11 protein-coding genes and 1 riboswitch are annotated in these 16,220 nt (G+C 60.4%); of the genes, 5 read left to right on the forward strand and 6 right to left on the reverse strand.

Annotated elements, in window-relative coordinates:
* Window positions 1-36: 36 nt before the first annotated feature.
* The 4 genes from metF to CLU84_RS17915 form a co-directional block, all read right to left on the reverse strand.
* Complete coding sequence (gene metF, locus CLU84_RS17900; RefSeq protein ID WP_099738935.1) at window positions 37-864, reverse strand: methylenetetrahydrofolate reductase [NAD(P)H]; 828 nt, start codon at window positions 862-864, stop codon at window positions 37-39.
* Between the two features lie 71 nt (window positions 865-935).
* Window positions 936-2,135, reverse strand: a complete 1,200-nt coding sequence (locus CLU84_RS17905; protein WP_099738937.1) for a TlyA family RNA methyltransferase — start codon at window positions 2,133-2,135, stop codon at window positions 936-938.
* 211 nt (window positions 2,136-2,346) lie between these two features.
* A complete protein-coding gene (gene ahcY / locus CLU84_RS17910) occupies window positions 2,347-3,777 on the reverse strand; it encodes an adenosylhomocysteinase (RefSeq protein WP_099738939.1) in 1,431 nt (476 codons plus the stop codon).
* A gap of 76 nt (window positions 3,778-3,853) precedes the next feature.
* Window positions 3,854-3,950: riboswitch (S-adenosyl-L-homocysteine riboswitch) on the reverse strand.
* A gap of 54 nt (window positions 3,951-4,004) precedes the next feature.
* Entirely contained in the window at window positions 4,005-5,276 is a 1,272-nt protein-coding gene (locus CLU84_RS17915) for an MFS transporter (protein WP_099739129.1), read from the reverse strand.
* Between the two features lie 247 nt (window positions 5,277-5,523).
* Here CLU84_RS17915 and CLU84_RS17920 point away from each other — a divergent pair, with 247 nt between their 5' ends.
* The 5 genes from CLU84_RS17920 (at window position 5,524) to CLU84_RS17940 (ending at window position 11,320) form a co-directional block, all read left to right on the forward strand.
* On the forward strand, window positions 5,524-7,152 hold the full coding sequence (locus CLU84_RS17920; protein ID WP_099738940.1) for a peptide chain release factor 3: 1,629 nt from the start codon (window positions 5,524-5,526) through the stop codon (window positions 7,150-7,152).
* Window positions 7,153-7,221: 69 nt separating this feature from the next.
* Window positions 7,222-8,022, forward strand: a complete 801-nt coding sequence (locus tag CLU84_RS17925) for an HAD-IIB family hydrolase (RefSeq protein ID WP_099738942.1) — start codon at window positions 7,222-7,224, stop codon at window positions 8,020-8,022.
* 297 nt (window positions 8,023-8,319) lie between these two features.
* Window positions 8,320-9,306: a TRAP transporter substrate-binding protein gene (locus CLU84_RS17930; protein ID WP_099738944.1), complete on the forward strand. Its 987-nt coding sequence runs from the start codon at window positions 8,320-8,322 to the stop codon at window positions 9,304-9,306.
* A gap of 190 nt (window positions 9,307-9,496) precedes the next feature.
* A complete protein-coding gene (locus CLU84_RS17935; RefSeq protein WP_099738945.1) occupies window positions 9,497-10,012 on the forward strand; it encodes a TRAP transporter small permease in 516 nt (171 codons plus the stop codon).
* Window positions 10,013-10,033: 21 nt separating this feature from the next.
* Window positions 10,034-11,320 (forward strand): TRAP transporter large permease, encoded by a 1,287-nt coding sequence (locus CLU84_RS17940; RefSeq protein ID WP_099738947.1) that lies wholly within the window; start codon window positions 10,034-10,036, stop codon window positions 11,318-11,320.
* A gap of 168 nt (window positions 11,321-11,488) precedes the next feature.
* Here the strand turns inward: CLU84_RS17940 and CLU84_RS17945 are convergent, their stop codons facing one another.
* Together CLU84_RS17945 and CLU84_RS17950 are read right to left on the reverse strand one after the other, a co-directional pair.
* A complete protein-coding gene (locus CLU84_RS17945; RefSeq protein ID WP_158235239.1) occupies window positions 11,489-12,094 on the reverse strand; it encodes a 4'-phosphopantetheinyl transferase superfamily protein in 606 nt (201 codons plus the stop codon).
* 4 nt (window positions 12,095-12,098) lie between these two features.
* The gene (locus CLU84_RS17950; protein ID WP_099738950.1) at window positions 12,099-16,172 is read right to left on the reverse strand and encodes a Pls/PosA family non-ribosomal peptide synthetase; all 4,074 of its coding nucleotides are present in this window, start codon (window positions 16,170-16,172) and stop codon (window positions 12,099-12,101) included.
* Between the last annotated feature and the right edge of the window lie 48 nt (window positions 16,173-16,220).

Below are 16,220 nucleotides of genomic sequence, written 5' to 3' on the forward strand. Positions count from 1 at the left end.
AAAGACTGGCCGCCTCGCAGCCAGCAAGCTTATGGCTTACAGACCCAGACGATCACAGATCTCCAGAGTGGCGACGCTCTGGTTCATCGTATAGAAGTGCAACCCGGGAGCCCCCTGGCTGCGCAACTGCTCGCAAAGATGTGTCACGACATCCAGTCCGAACGCACGAATGGAAGCGGTGTCATCACCGTACGCCTGCAGACGCAGACGAATCCAGCGCGGAATCTCGGTGCCGCATGCATCCGAGAAGCGCATCAGCTGTGTAGAGCTGGTGATTGGCATGATTCCCGGCACGACTGGAACGTCGAGCCCGAGGGCCTTCACCTCATCTACAAAGCGCATGTATGCGTCGGCATTGTAGAAGTATTGCGTGATGGCTGAATCTGCACCAGCGCGAACTTTAGCAACAAATGCGTCCAGATCACTACGTGGGGACTTTGCTTGAGGGTGCGTTTCGGGATAGGCGGCTACTTCGATATAAAACCAGTCACCAAATTCCTGTCGGACAAATGCGACAAGATCGCTGGCGTAATGGAACGCTCCGCCCAGGCCATAACCGCTGGGCAAGTCACCGCGCAGGGCCACGATGCGCTTGACGCCCATGGCTTTGAGCTGTGTGAGTTCTTCACGCACCGAATCTTGAGTGGCACCAATGCAGGAGAAGTGCGAAGCCGCGCTCACCCCTTCGCTTTGGATGTCCTGCACCATGGTGAAGGTGCCCGCCTGCGTAGAGCCGCCCGCACCATAGGTGACGGAGCAGAACTGAGGCTTGCGCACATACAGCGCCTGACGCACGGCCACATGCTTTGCCGCGCCTTCAGGCGTCTTGGTGGGGAAAAACTCGAAGCTGACGGGGTAACTCATGGCTGCAGTTGTCTCTGAATCTTATGGGTCATGGGCGAGCGCTGAAAACTCAGCGCTCATGGCGTTGTTGCTTAGCGCTCGTTGCGTTTTTTCTGCTTGCCACGACCGGGACCGGGTTGACCAAAGCTGGCCACCTCGGGGTCTGCATACAGCTCTTGCTTGGCGCGCTGGGCCTTGATGTCGGCACGCGATGGGCGCTTGGCTGCAGCCTTGACTGCGGGCTTGGCCGTTGCTTCTTCATCGACCGCGACCTGAGGGGCGGGAGCCTTGATTTCAGCGCCCTGCTCGGCCCAGACGAAGAATTCGTGGTTGCCGTCACCGCCTTCGATAGGCGAATCCATCCACTGTTTGACGGTCAAACCAAGGCCAGTGAGACATTCGCGAATGCGCTGCTCGACTTCAACGTACAAAGCCTTGTCGCGCACAATGCCGCCCTTGCCAATCTGGCCGGGTTGCAACTCGAATTGGGGCTTGACCAGCATCAGCAGCTGGCCGTGGGGCTTGAGCACTTGCACCACAGAAGGCAGCACCAGCGTCAGCGAGATAAAGGACACATCGCCGGTGACAAAGTCAAACGCGGGCGTGATGTCGATACTCTGGGTGCCGGGCCTGCGGCGCAGCTCCACAGGAGCCGCACCTTCAGACTTGGCCTTGGCCTTGGCAACGCGTTCGGCCTTGAAGGACTCAATGTCCTGCTCCTTGGCGTCGTCGCTGTCGTCATAGTCTTCGTCGACCTGACCACCGTTGCGCATCCAGGCGTAAGGAGCCTGGGGCTGGGTGTCGTTGTCTTCTTCTTCTTCGATGACATCGCACAGCGCTTCATCGCATGCGACTTCCAGCGACTCGGGGGTCAATGTGCGGGCGTTGAAGCTTTCCACACAGATCACCCGCTCGTCGCTGCGCAGGCGCTCGTGCAGCTGGCTGTGGCCCACGTCCACACCCACCACCTGGGCAGCACCGGCCTGCAACAGGCAGTCGGTAAAGCCGCCCGTGCTCTGGCCCACATCCAGGCAGCGTAGGCCCTTGACGGCAATACCCGTAGCAGCCAGAGCGCCTTCGAGCTTGAGGCCACCACGCGAGATGTACTTGGCTTCAGCCGCATCCAGCAATTGCAGCTCAGCGCCCGCAGGAATGTCGTCACCGTTCTTGGCAACCTTCTTCCAGGGTGCCAACGGCGTCAGGCGCCACTCCACGCCCGAAGCAATCAGGCGCTGCGCCTGTGAGCGTGTCGAAGCATGGCCTGCTTCCACCAAAAAAACATCTGCGCGCATAGCGTCGCTTCCTTTGAAATTAACCGGTGCCGGGCACTGCACAGAAGTGCAGCGAGGCGATAGAACTATGTTTTATGTAGCTGCTTGCGCTTGATTCAATTGGATTCCAGGTCTCAACCTATATGAAGTCCAATGAAATAAAGCGCTAGCAGCTATCAAAATATTGAGCAGTGCAGTCAACACAGGCTGACTGCACTGCATGGCCGCTGGCTTAATAGCGGTAAGTTTCAGGCTTGTAAGGGCCTTCCTTCTTCACGCCAATGTAGGCGGCTTGTGTGTCGCTCAGTTCGGTCAGCTGGGCGCCAACCTTCTTCAGGTGCAGGCGGGCCACCTTTTCGTCCAGCACCTTGGGCAGCACGTAGACCTTGCCCACTTCGTAGGCTTCAGGACGGGTGAACAGCTCGATCTGGGCGATGGTCTGGTTGGCAAACGAGGCGCTCATCACGAACGATGGGTGGCCGGTGGCGCAACCCAGGTTCACCAGGCGGCCCTTGGCCAGCAGGATGATCTTCTTGCCGTCAGGGAACTTGATGTGGTCGACCTGGGGCTTGATTTCTTCCCACTCGTACTTTTCGATCGAAGCCACGTCGATTTCGTTGTCGAAGTGACCGATGTTGCAGACGATGGCCTCATCTTTCATGGCAACCATGTGCTCGTGGCGGATGATGTCCTTGTTGCCGGTGGTGGTCACGAAGATGTCGCACTTGTCGGCGGCATATTCCATGGTCACGACCTTGTAGCCTTCCATCGCGGCTTGCAGGGCGTTGATGGGGTCAATCTCGGTCACCCACACCTGGGCGCGCAGTGCGGACAGAGCCTGGGCGCAGCCCTTGCCCACGTCACCGTAGCCAGCGACCACAGCCACCTTGCCAGCGATCATCACGTCAGTGGCGCGCTTGATGCCGTCGACCAGCGATTCGCGGCAGCCGTACAGGTTGTCGAACTTGGACTTGGTCACCGAGTCGTTCACGTTGATGGCGCGGAACAGCAATGTGCCCTTGGCCGACATCTCGTTCAGGCGGTGCACGCCGGTGGTTGTTTCTTCAGTCACGCCGCGAATCTCGGCAGACTTGCGGGTGTACCAGGTGCTGTCAATGGCCAGCTTGGCCTTGATGGCCGCGAACATGATCTTTTCTTCTTCCGAGCCAGGGTTGGCCAGCACGGAGATGTCCTTCTCAGCCTTCTGGCCCAGGTGCAGCAGCACGGTGGCATCGCCGCCGTCGTCCAAAATCATGTTGGGGCCTTCGCCTTCAGTACCCTTGGTGCCGAATTCGAAGATGTTGTGGGTGTAATCCCAGTAATCCTTCAGCGACTCACCCTTGATGGCGAACACAGGCGTGCCGGTGGCAGCGATAGCGGCGGCAGCGTGGTCCTGGGTCGAGAAGATGTTGCACGAAGCCCAGCGCACGGTAGCGCCCAGGTCCTTCAGGGTCTCGATCAGCACGGCCGTTTGAATGGTCATGTGCAGCGAGCCAGTGATGCGCGCACCCTTCAGGGGCTGGGCAGCGGCGAATTCTTCGCGGATGGCCATCAGGCCGGGCATTTCGGTTTCGGCGATATTGATTTCCTTGCGGCCCCAGGCGGCAAGGGTAATGTCGGTAATAGCCGAATCAGCAGGGTTAAAGCGAACAGCAGCGTTCATGGTTTTTCTCCAAAATTTGAATGAGAAACCACGTTCCGCGGAAGAAGGAGGGAATGCCATCTCACCGCACAGAAAGCGTGGGTGAGCGTCGTTGCGAGATGAAATCCGAGCCTCACGCCCCGCTGCGGCCGGTGTTAAACCGGCTGGGGAACGCTGCAACGCTCCTCGGATGGAGGGCGATTATAAGGGAATCCCCTTCCTGCCCGCCAGGCGATAACCGACTGAATTCAGGCCAATCGCCCCTTTGCTGCCTGCACCGACAGCCACTGCACGCGCAGCGCCAGAGCAATCACCAGCGCCAGCACCAGCAAAGCCACAGAGCCGACCCCCGACCAGCCCCAGCGCGACCAGAACCAGCCCGCCCCGGCCCCCAGCACGCTCGAGCCCATGTAATAGCTCCAGAGGTATAGCGAGGACGCATGCCCCTTGGACTGCGTCGCCAGCCGCCCCACCCAGCCGCTGGCCACCGAGTGCGCCACAAAAAAACCGGCCGTCAGCAAAACAACGCCGGTGACGATGACCGCCAGCGGCTCAAACAGCGTCAGCACCACACCCGTCGCCATGAGCAAAGTGCCCGCAATCAGCACCGGGCCGCGCCCCAGCTTGTCGGCCAGCCCACCAGCGATGGGCGACGCCGCCGTGCCCAGCAGATAGGCGTAGAAGATATGACTGATCTCCAGCTGGCTCAGGTTGTACGGCGATGCACTCAGCAAAAAGCCCGCGTAGTTGTAGATGCTGACAAAAACGCCCATCAGGCCAAAAGCGATGAAAAACAGCAGTGGCAAGCCCTTGTGCTGCAAATGCCGTCCCCAGGCCTGCAGGTGATACCTGGCACCCAGCCCCGTCTTTTTCACGAAGTTTCGCGAGTTGGGCAGCAACCAAACAAAGCCCAGCGCGGCCAGCAAATCCAGCACCGAAAGCGCAGCCAGCGCGTGGCGCCAGCCCCAGAATTCCGTCATGGCGCTCATGCCCACACGGCCCAGCATTCCGCCCAGCGCGGTGCCGCCCACATACAGGCCCATGGCAAAACCCAGCCCCGGCGGGTCAATCTCTTCAGACAGGTAAGCCATGGCCACCGCAGGCACGCCACCCAGCAGCAAACCTTCCAGCGCCCGTGCAGCCAGCAGTGCATGCCATTGCGGCAAAAACGAAGCGACCAAATTGCACAAGGCGGCCAGCGCCATGGAAATAAACATCAGCTTGCGCCGCCCGAGACCCTCGGACAGAGCCCCGGCCAGAACAATGGAAACCGCCAGACAAGCCGTGGACACCGACAGCGCCAGCGCGCTCTGGGCGGGGCTGACCGCAAAGGTGCGCGCCAGCTCGGGCAGCAGCGGCTGCACGCAGTACAGCAGCGAGAAGGTCGCAAAGCCCGCCAGAAACAGCGCCACGCTGACCCGCCAGTAATCGGGAGTCCCACGTTTGATCCAGACAGGAGCAGCCAAGCCTTGAGGCTCGATTGATAAGGGAGTATTCACATCCTGCGGGGAACGGTTCATGAGTGAAATACGGAAACCTGAGGCGATGCGGCTATTGTGCTCCGCATACCGGCCAGCCAAGACGCGCGGCAAACGGCTCATGCCCGCCCCGTCCCCATGAATTGCCCCTGCCGTTAAAATAAGCGCCCTCAAGCCTTATTCACAGGCCTGCCCTGCATGGGCGCAGGCCTTGTGCAGCCAATCGATTGCTGCACCTTTTTTGTGGTCACAGCCGACATCTCCGGTTGTATTTACAGCTTTCAATACCGTGTCATACGCCCCAGAAACTCAGCGCCGTCGTACGTTCGCCATCATTTCCCACCCGGATGCGGGTAAGACCACGCTGACCGAAAAGCTGCTGCTATTCTCGGGCGCGATTCAGATCGCCGGTGCCGTCAAGGGCCGTAAAGCCAGCCGCCACGCCACCTCCGACTGGATGGAAATTGAAAAGCAGCGTGGTATCTCGGTCGCCTCGTCGGTGATGCAGATGAGCTACCGCGACCACGTGATCAACCTGCTCGACACCCCCGGCCACAAGGACTTCTCGGAAGACACCTACCGCGTGCTGACGGCCGTGGATTCGGCATTGATGGTGATTGACGCAGCAAACGGTGTGGAATCGCAAACCCGCCGCCTGATTGAAGTCTGCCGCCAGCGCAACACGCCCATCATCACCTTCGTCAACAAGTTTGACCGTGAAGTGCGCGACCCACTGGACATTATGGACGAGGTAGAGCGCGAGCTGGGCATGCCCTGCTGTCCCATCACCTGGCCTGTGGGTCAGGGCAAATCCTTCGGCGGCATCATCAATCTGCGCACGCAGAGCATGACGGTGTTCACCCCCGGCAGCGACCGCGGCCCCAAGGACTTTGAAGTCATCCCCCTGACCGAAGCCGATAAGCTGCGCGCACGTTTTGGCCAGGCCTTTGATGACGCCCTCGAAAGCATGGAGCTGGCCGTAGGCGCATCCGCCGAGTGGAGCCATGAAGCCTTTCTGGCCGGCAAGCTGACCCCCGTGTTCTTCGGCTCCGGTGTGAACAACTTCGGTGTGATGGAAGTGCTGGACGCCGTGGTCGACATGTCGCCCCCTCCCGGCCCGCGCGTGGCGTTCACGGAAGTGAACCGCGTGCGCGAAGAAAAAATCGTTCACCCCGAGGACAAGAACTTCTCCGGTGTGGTGTTCAAGGTGCAGGCCAATATGGACAGCAACCACCGCGACCGCATCGCCTTTGTGCGCGTGGCCAGCGGCAAGTACACACCCGGCATGAAGATGAAGGTACAGCGCACCGGCAAGGAACTGCGCCCTACTTCCGTGGTGACCTTCATGTCGCAACGCCGCGAAGCGGTGGACGAAGCGTTTGCAGGCGACATCATCGGCTTCACCATCCACGGCGGCGTGCAGCTGGGTGACTCGATCACTGACGGCCCAAGCCTCCAATTCACGGGCTTGCCTTTCTTCGCGCCCGAAATGTTCATGACCGTGGTGCTGAAGAACCCGCTGCGCACCAAGCAGCTGCAGCAAGGCCTGATGCAGCTGGGCGAAGAAGGTGCGATTCAGGTGTTCAAGCCCGATGTCGGCGGCAATATGCTGCTGGGCGCCATCGGTCAGCTGCAGTTTGAAGTGGTGCAGCACCGCCTGAAAACCGAGTACGACTGCGATGTGCGCCTGGAAGGCTGCCAGTACACCAGCGCCCGCTGGATTACGGCCGACAACGCAGCCGATCTGCGCGAGTTCGAAAACGCCTACCCGCTGCGCCTGGCCCACGATGCGGCCGACACGCTGGCCTATCTGTGTACCAGCCCCTACGACGTACGCCTGGCGCAGGAGCGTTTCCCTAAGATCCACTTCCATCCGCTGCGTGAACACGCTGGCCTGTCTCTGGGCTCTGCAAACTGATCTCCGCTCAATGAGCGACACAGCCCGCATCTGCAACGCACATGCGGGCTGATTTATTTGGATAGAACTGTGAGCCAAGAATTTCTGCGCCCCTTGTCTGAACTGCAGACCCCCGCCCCGCTGCTGGGCGTGCTGACCGATATCGACGACACGTTGACCACCGATGGCGTGGTGCCAGACCACGTGGTGTCCGCCATTGCCCGCCTCAAAGACGCGGGCCTGAAGGTTGTACCCATCACCGGCCGCCCCGTGGGCTGGAGCGTGCCTTTTGCATCGGCCTGGCCCGTGGACTCCATCGTGGCCGAAAACGGTGCTGTGGCCCTGCGCCGCAATGCGCAAGGCAGTCTGGACAAGCTCTACCAGCAAAACGCCGAAGAGCGCGCCAGCAACTTTGCCAAGATGCAGACAGTGCTGGAGCAGATCGAAGCCACCGTACCCGGTGCCGCCCGTGCCACAGACTCTGCGGGCCGCGAGTGCGACATCGCCGTGGACCACAGCGAGTTCACCAACATGCCCCAGGCGCAGATCGACCAGTGCGTGGCCATCATGAAGGCCGCAGGCATGAACGCGACTGTCAGCTCCATTCATATCAACGGCTGGTTTGGCGAGCACAACAAACTGGAAGGCGCTCGCTGGATTGTTCGTGAACTATTCGATATCGACCTGGACGCCACGCTAGGCCAGTGGGTCTACATCGGCGACTCCACCAATGACCAGCTGATGTTCCAGCACATGCCCCACAGCGTGGGCGTGGCCAACATCGAGCGCTTTGTGCCCCAGCTCAAGCACCTGCCCCGCTATGTCACCACCGCCGAGCGCGGTGATGGCTTTGTACAGCTGGCTGATCAGTTGCTGGATACTCAAAAATAATAGCTGCTTGCGCCTGCTTTTAGTGCGATATGCATTGATATCCCGCTGAAGTTCAAACAGAGTCAGCGCTAAACGCTCATCTTTTTAAAGGCCTGCAAGCTATTCGCAGGCCTTTTGCGCTTCTGTAGTCCGGGCATCCTTCCCCCCAAACCTCTAACCCGCCAGCTTTTCATGCACGCCATCGCAAACCGCGATGAGCCAGCGCGTACAAGACGACCACCTTATCCGTACAAACCCATGGTTGGCACTCACTACAATTTTTGGTTCATTTCAAAACATTTCAGAGAGACCTAAACCATGCGCATGATCCGCCGCACTTTTGTCGCCACGGCCGTGGCCGCCACTGCAACGCTGGCTGCCGGCACTGCTTTTGCTCAGGGCAAGGAAGTCAAGATTGGCTATGCGCTGGCGATCAATTCGCACTACGGTGCAGCCGCCAACGCCTGGGGCGAAGGCGTGGAAAAAGGCACGAACGGTGCCTACAAGTTCAAGCAATTCCCTGCATCCGCGCTGGGCGGCGAACGCGAGCTGATCGAAGGTCTGCAGCTGGGCACTGTGGAAGCGGCCATCGTCTCCACCGGCGCACTGAGCAACTTTGTGCCTGACGTGGGCGTGGTGGATATCCCCTTCCTGTTCCGTGACACACAACATGCACGCGCTGTGATGGACGGTGCTTTTGGTCAGGACCTGCTGGCCAAGTTCCAGAAGCGCGGTCTGATCGCTCTGGCCTGGGGCGAGCAAGGCTTTCGCCACCTGAGCAACAACAAGCATGCCGTCAATGGCGTGGCCGACCTCAAGGGTCTGAAGATTCGCGTGACCGAGAACCCCGTGCACATCACGGCCTTCCGCACACTGGGCGCATCGCCCACCCCCATGTCCTGGCCCGAGGTGATCGGCGCTCTGCAGCAGGGCACGATCGACGGCCAGGAAAATCCTGTGTCCGTGCTGGTATCCGCCAAGCTGTGGCAAGTACAAAAGCACCTGACTCTGACTTCGCACGTCTACGCCCCCATGGCACTGATCGTGTCGCCCTCGTTCTGGGGCTCACTGAACGCCAGCCAGAAGGCCGCCTTCACCGAAGGTGCCAAGAAGGGTGCCATCGCATCGCGCGGCTTTGTGGACACCGTGGAGAAAAAGGGCGTTGAAGAAGCCAAGGCCAACGGCATGAAGGTCGTTGAAAAGGTGGATCAGGCCGCCTTCCGCACCGCGCTGGAGCCCGCCTACAAGGAATACGCCAAGAAGTTTGGCCAGAAGACTCTGGACTCCATCACCAGCGTGAAGTAATTCGCGTCTGAGTCCTTACAGCCGGTGGCTTGCGTCACCGGCTTCTCCATCTGAGTGCCATGCGCATCAGACGTTAAGGACTGCGGGCACCCCGAATGGAAACTCATGCCTTGCGCGGCATGATGACCTCATCTCTTTTCTGCTCTTCAACAAGGCACTCACCGTGCACGCTGTTGACGCCCCATTTCCTATGCTTGATCGTATCGAACGCACTCTTGTCGCCGGCAACCGCTGGCTGCTCATCGTGCTGTTGCTGGCCATGGCCTGCATCGTTTTTGCCAATGTGGTGCTGCGCTACACCACGGGTGACTCCATTGTCTGGGCCGAAGAAGTGGCTCGTCACATGATGATCTGGGTCACCTTTCTGGGTGCCGGTCTCGTGCTGCGCTTTGGCGGCCATGTGGCCATCGACAATCTGCACCGCAGCGTCAGCACCCGCAGCGCCCAGTACATTCGCGGCTTTGTCGTCATCAGTCTACTCGTGTTCTTTGCCGTGATGACCGTCGCGTCTTCGCAGTATGTCTATGCCACGCGCTTCCAGACCACGGCGGCCACGGACATCCCCATTTCTTATATCTACGGCGCCATGCCTGTGGGCTTTGTGCTGATGTTTGTCCACCTGCTCTTCATTGCCCGTGGCTATATCAAAGCCGGCGACTTTGCCGAGTCCGACGAAATGGACGCCGACGCAGCCGCGTCCATCTAAGACAGCGCAGGTTCACACATCATGGGTATCACTTTATTTATTGCCATCATCGTCCTGCTGGTGCTGGGCTTTCCGGTGGCTTTTGCGCTGGCTATCTCGGCCGCTCTGGCAGTCTTCGTTGGCGGGCGCTATCCCCAGCTCATCGTCTTCAAGGAAATGTTCACGGGAATCGACAGCTTTCCGCTGATGGCCGTGCCTTTCTTCATTCTGGCGGCCGAGCTGATGTCGGGCGGCGCTCTCACGGCCGTTCTGCTGCGCTTTGCGGCGCAGTTTGTCGGTCATCTGCGTGGCGGTCTGGGTTATGCCAACGTGCTGTCGCTGACCATGTTCTCGGGTATTTCCGGCTCGGCGCTGGCCGATGCTGCCGGCCCCGGCTCCATGATGGTCAAGATGATGGACAAGGCCGGTTATGGACGCCCCTACGCCGCCGCGCTGACGGCCAGCACCGCCATCGTCGGCCCCATCATTCCGCCTTCGGTGAGCATGATCATCTATGCGCTGCAGGATGAAAACGTGTCCGTGGGCGGCCTGTTCATGGCGGGCTTCATCCCCGGCATCCTGATTGCGCTGGCCATGGCGGCCGTCAACTGGTGGGTCTGCAAAAAGCGTGACTACCGCTCGACCGAGCCCCGTCCTTCGGCGCGCGAAATGTGGGTCAACAGTTTCAAGGCCATTCCCGCGCTGATGCTCATCGTGCTCATCGTCGTCGGTATCCGCTTTGGCATCTTCACGCCCACGGAAGCCTCTGTCGTGGCCGTGTTCTACGCACTGGTCTGCGGCAAATGGGTGTACCGCACGCTGCAATGGTCGGCACTGCCCGGCATTCTGGCGCGCTCGGCCATGCTCACGGCATCGGTGCTGCTGGTGATGGCGACTTCCGCAGCCTTTGCCTGGGTGCTGACGGTGGAAGGCATTCCGCAATACCTGTCCGAGCTGATCGTGAGCTGGCAGCTGTCGCCCGTCATGTTCCTGATCGCCGTGAACATTCTGCTGCTGGTCTTCGGCATTTTCATGGAGCCACTGCCCGGCGTGATGATTCTGGTGCCCATTCTGGCCCCCATCGCTTTCAGCCTTGGCATTGATCCCACACACTTTGCCATGGTGGTGATCGTCAACCTCACGCTGGGCATGATTACGCCGCCCGTGGGTGGCCTGCTGTTTGTGACCTCGGTCGCCACACGCGTCTCGATTACCGACCTGACGCGCGAGATGCCGCTGTTCCTGCTGGCGCACTTTGTCGTGCTGTGCATGCTGACCTTCATTCCGCAACTGTCCACCTGGTTGCCGCATATGCTGGGCTTCCAGTAATCGTCAAAATTCGAATCAAAGGCTGCCCAATCGCAAGATTGGCAGCCTTTTTTCATGGTGCTTACTGAACTAGAAAAACCACCCGGACTCTGCAAAATGCGCTACTTCCCATTCAGGCGAAAGCCATGAAACAGTCCGGAGCGTCCACACCAAACGCAGCGACTGGATTCAGTGATCTACGTAGTCTGAATGCAGATGCCATGCAACAGCGGCTGCATAGCCATCCGCCATGGCCACGGGTGTGCAATGCACGCATGCCAGAGAGGACTCGAGTTCTGCACTCCACTCAACCAGCCCTACACCCGCGCATTTCAAACGTGCTTCCTGCGCGGCCCATGCGCTTGCAAATGCTTTGAAAAACAGAGCATCTTGCGCAAAACCATCAAGCGCTTGGGCCATATTTGGTGCTAAAAAAATCTGAGCCACTGCCTGTAATTCATGGCGTGATGCTCCAGCGTCCACTGCCTGAATATCCACGCCCACCGGCCCGCCACCATGCCAGGCCAGCAGAGCCAGCCCCGGCGCATGGCTGATGGAGCAAAAGGGCTGTGCAAGCCTCTCGCCACACAGCCACAGCTGCGGTGCCTCGTTGCGCTGGCTGCTGATCTGCAAAGCATCTTCAGGGCAACCCAGTTCCTTGGTTAGACAGCTGCGCAAGGCCGCACGGGCCTGCAATCGCGCCTGCTCTCTGTCATGGCTCAGGCCCTGCACCAGCCGCAACTGCGGGGCACTCTGCAGCGCTCCGCCCTCCACAACGCAGTGCTGAACCTGCACCGGCTTATGCCCGCTTGAGCGGCACGGGCGATGCAGGTGCACCTTGCCAGTGCGTGGCCGCAGGCAAAGCCTCGCCCTTCATCACTAATGTCAGCGGCCCCAGCTGCACGCCGTCGCCCACCGTTGCGCCATACAGCACGGTGCAGCGGGCACCCATGGTCACGCGGCTACCTATGAGTACCTGGTCGATCTTCATCACCCGGTCTTCAAACAGATGCGTCTGCGGGCAGCAAAGTGCATTGAGTTCGCTGTGCTCACCGATCTGCACACAGTCGTGCTCGGTGATGTCGGTGGTATCGAGCCAGGCACTGGAAGCAATGCGGCTGCCCATCAGGTTCAGGGCAAGCGGCAGCCAGGGCGTGCCGCGCAGATAGCGCAGGAAGTTGGGAACCGCCAGGCCTTCATACAGATTGGTAACCGCTTCAGAGAGCCAGACAAATGGCGTCCACATGGGCACGGCTGTCTTGCTGTAGCGGCGCACGGCCAGCCATTTGAAGAGCGCCACCAGCACAAAGACCACCATGCCAAAGATCACCCCTGAAATAGCCAGATCCAGCACCACAGCACCCCAGCGATCGGCAGAGGCCAGAGGCATAGCATCCAGCACCACTGCGTAACCCACGGCAATCACCAGCGCATGGGGCACGGCGATGCGGAAGGCCTCCACCAGCCCGCGCCCCACGCGCCGCCACAGCGATGGCGCAAACGTCAGATGCTCAGGGTAGCCTTGAGCCACCTCGCGTGCAGGCAGGTTGATGGCGGGTGAACCCAGCCAGGTATCGCCACTCTGCATATCGGCATTGCGCGGCACGGCCGTCATCACGCCGACGAGCACGTTCTCGGGGATGGTCGATCCATCAGGCACATAAGCCCCGTTGCCAATAAAACTGCGACGCGAAACGACCGTGGGTTTGACCGTCATCCAGCCGCCGTCGATATGTTCATCGCCCAGCATCACCGCATCGGCCACAAAGCATTCATCGCCCAGCGTCAGCATGTCGGGCACCACGCCCAAAGCGGTAGACAACTCCGTCTGCTTGCCCACCTTGGCACCCAGCAGCCGGTACCAGGTCGATGAATACACCGTGGCATAAATGCCGTGCAGCGTACTCAGGCTGGCCTCCTGAATCTGGTTGACCATCCACTTGCCCAGATAGCGGCGACTGTGAATGGACCAGGTGCCCGCCTTGGTGCGTGGCAAAAACAGATAGCGCACCAAGGCCGCTACCAGCACCGTGCAGGCCACCAGCACCGCGCTGGCAGGCAGGGCCAGCAGGAAGAATTTAATGAAGCGCAGCACAAAGGCACCGCCCGCATCGACAATGCCTTGCTCCAGCAGCGGCCTGACCGAGATTTCTTCAATATCCAGAATATCGATCAGCATGAAGGTCGGGAAAACCGGCATGAAGAACAGCGTGGCAACCAGCAGGCCGCCAGTCAGATAGACCAGCATTTCGACGGCCTTGCGCAGGCGACCCACCAGGTGGCGCGGCTGCAGGCTGGCAGGATCGAAACGACCCACTTCTCGCGCGGGCGACCCCGCCCACACGCTGCGCGCAGGCAACACCGTGCCATCGGCCAGTGCGGACTGGCCTTCCAGATGCGCCCAGTCCTCCAGCCGCGTATTGCCTTCAATCACCACATAGGAGCCAATGCAGACTTCATTGCCAATGTCGATGCGGCCCAGCACCAGCTCGCCGCCTTCAACGCGGGCATTTTCAAGACTGACCGCATTGCCTATGCTCGCACCGTCGCCAATGCGCAGCAGATCAGGGGCACGCACCGTCATCGAACCCAGATTGCACTCATGCCCCACCTTCGCGCCCAGCATGCGCAGCCACATCGGGTGCAGTGATGAGCCGGTGATCATGGCCGAAGGCACGGCGTCCACCAGCCTGTCGGCCAGCCACCAGCGGAAATACGTCAAACCCCACAGCGGGTAGCGGCCCGGCTTCAATCGCCCTGCGATCAGCCACTTCCCGGCACCGGCAATCGCGAATTCGGCCAGCGTGGCAATGGCAAATGCCAGCACCGACATGGCGACGGCAAACGGCACGGAGTCCATCTCATCGCCGGTGAAGAAATGGTAGGTGAAAAACGGCGCCAGCCACTGGGCCATCTTGATCAGCACCAGCAGCGGAATCACCAATGCCTGCGCCGCCCCGCAGCGCCAGCGTCGCCATGCGGAGTGAATGCGGAAAGGTCGCTCCTGCGCCGCAGCATCTCCCGCCAACATGACCGCCTGCAAGGCCTCGGCAATCAAACCGATTTTGCGCTGCTGATAAATCGTGCTCACGGTCGCCTGCGCAAAGCGCGGGTCAGCGCGCAGCTGCGAAATCAAACGTGCGGCAAACAGCGAATGCCCGCCAAGATCGCTGAAAAAATCCAGCCCACGGCGCACTGGCTGTCCGGGGAAAAGTTGAGCCAATGCGGCAAACAGCAGCTCCTCTGCTGGAGTCTCTGGTGTATCGGAATCAGACAAGTCCACCGCCGTGGACAAGGGCATGGCCTTGAGCGCCTTTCGGTCGATCTTGCCCGAGGTCAGGCGCGGCATCTCGCTCAAGGCATCAAAGCGGGCGGGCACCATATAGGGCGGCAGCCGCTCGGCCAATGCGCTGCGCAGCGCCGATGACGTTGGCGGCTCATCGGTGGGCACGTAAAAGGCCACCAGTTGATCCATGCCATCATCTTTGCGCAGCAGCACCGCCGTGGTGCCCACGCCCGGTTGCTGCGCCAGCACGGCTTCAATCTCGCCCAGCTCCACGCGAAAGCCGCGAATTTTGACCTGATCGTCGGCCCGGCCCAAGCAGTGAATCTGCCCCTGTTCATCAATGCGAGCCAGATCACCCGTGCGGTACAGGCGCGCGTCCTGCGGTCCGTTCGCCCAGGGGTTGAGCAGAAACTTCTCGGCCGTCAGTTCTGGCCGGCCCAGATAGCCTGCCGCCACACCGGGGCCGGTAATGCATAGCTCGCCCACCTCGCCCTGCGGCAGACCGTACAGCGCGGGTGCTGTGCCTGCGACAAAGCTGTCCGCCTCAATCACCTGCACCACCAGCATGGCGTAATTGGGCAGGGGCGAGCCAATCGTCACGGGCTCGCCCGCCTTGAGTTCAGCCAGACTGGCCGATACCGTGGCCTCGGTAGGCCCGTAGGTGTTGAACATCTGACGGGACGCATTGGCCCAGCGCACCACCAGTGTTTCAGGGCACATCTCGCCGCCCAGATTGATGAGACGCAGACTGGGCACGTCCTGAGCGAACAGCGCCAGCAGCGTGGGCACGGCATGCAGCACCGTGACCTGCTGCGCAATCAGCGCCTGGGGCAGGGCCTCGGGGTCGCCAGCAATCTCGCGCGGAGCCAGCCACAGAGTCGCGCCCACCAGATAGCTGATCCAGATTTCCTCAAACGACATGTCAAAGGCCACCGAGAAGCCTTGATACACCTTGTCGCTCTGGCGCACGCCAAGGCGTGCATTCTCACTGCGCAAAAAATGGCAGATGCTGCCCTGCGTGATGGCAATACCTTTGGGCTTGCCCGTGGAGCCGCTGGTGTAGATCACATAGGCAGGGTGACTTGGCAGTGCTCCCTCACGGCGGCGCAGATCAACACCTTGGGGCAATGCCGTAAGCAGATCCACTTCTGAAAATATCTGCGCCGTAATGCTCTGCTGCGCCTGTACTGCGTGCGTATGCTGCTGCGCAATCAATAGCGCCTTGGCTTGTGCATCTTCAAGGCAGGTGGCAATGCGCTCCAGCGGAGTTTCAGCATCAAAAGGCAGCCAGGCCGCCCCCGTCTTGGCAATGGCCAGTTGCAGGGTCAACAGCTCAATGCCGCGCGGTAGCCACAGGCCCACCATGTCACCGGGGCGTATGCCGGCCTCGATCAGCCGGTGGGCCGCAAGGCTGGCCTCTGCATCCAGCTGAGCATAGCTGCGTTGGCGCAGCTGACTGCCCTGGCCCTCAATCAGCACAATCTGCTCAGGGTGGGCAGCAGCCGTTGCTTCAAAAATATCTGCCAGCACCTCATGGCGCAGCAAGTCCGGCCTTTCAGGCCCGCGCAAGACAACCGTTTCAGACATGGGTTCAGCAGCAACCCCGGATGCAACCACACACCCGGACACCGTGGT

This window comes from Comamonas sp. 26 (genome assembly GCF_002754475.1).
GTDB lineage: Bacteria > Pseudomonadota > Gammaproteobacteria > Burkholderiales > Burkholderiaceae_C > Comamonas.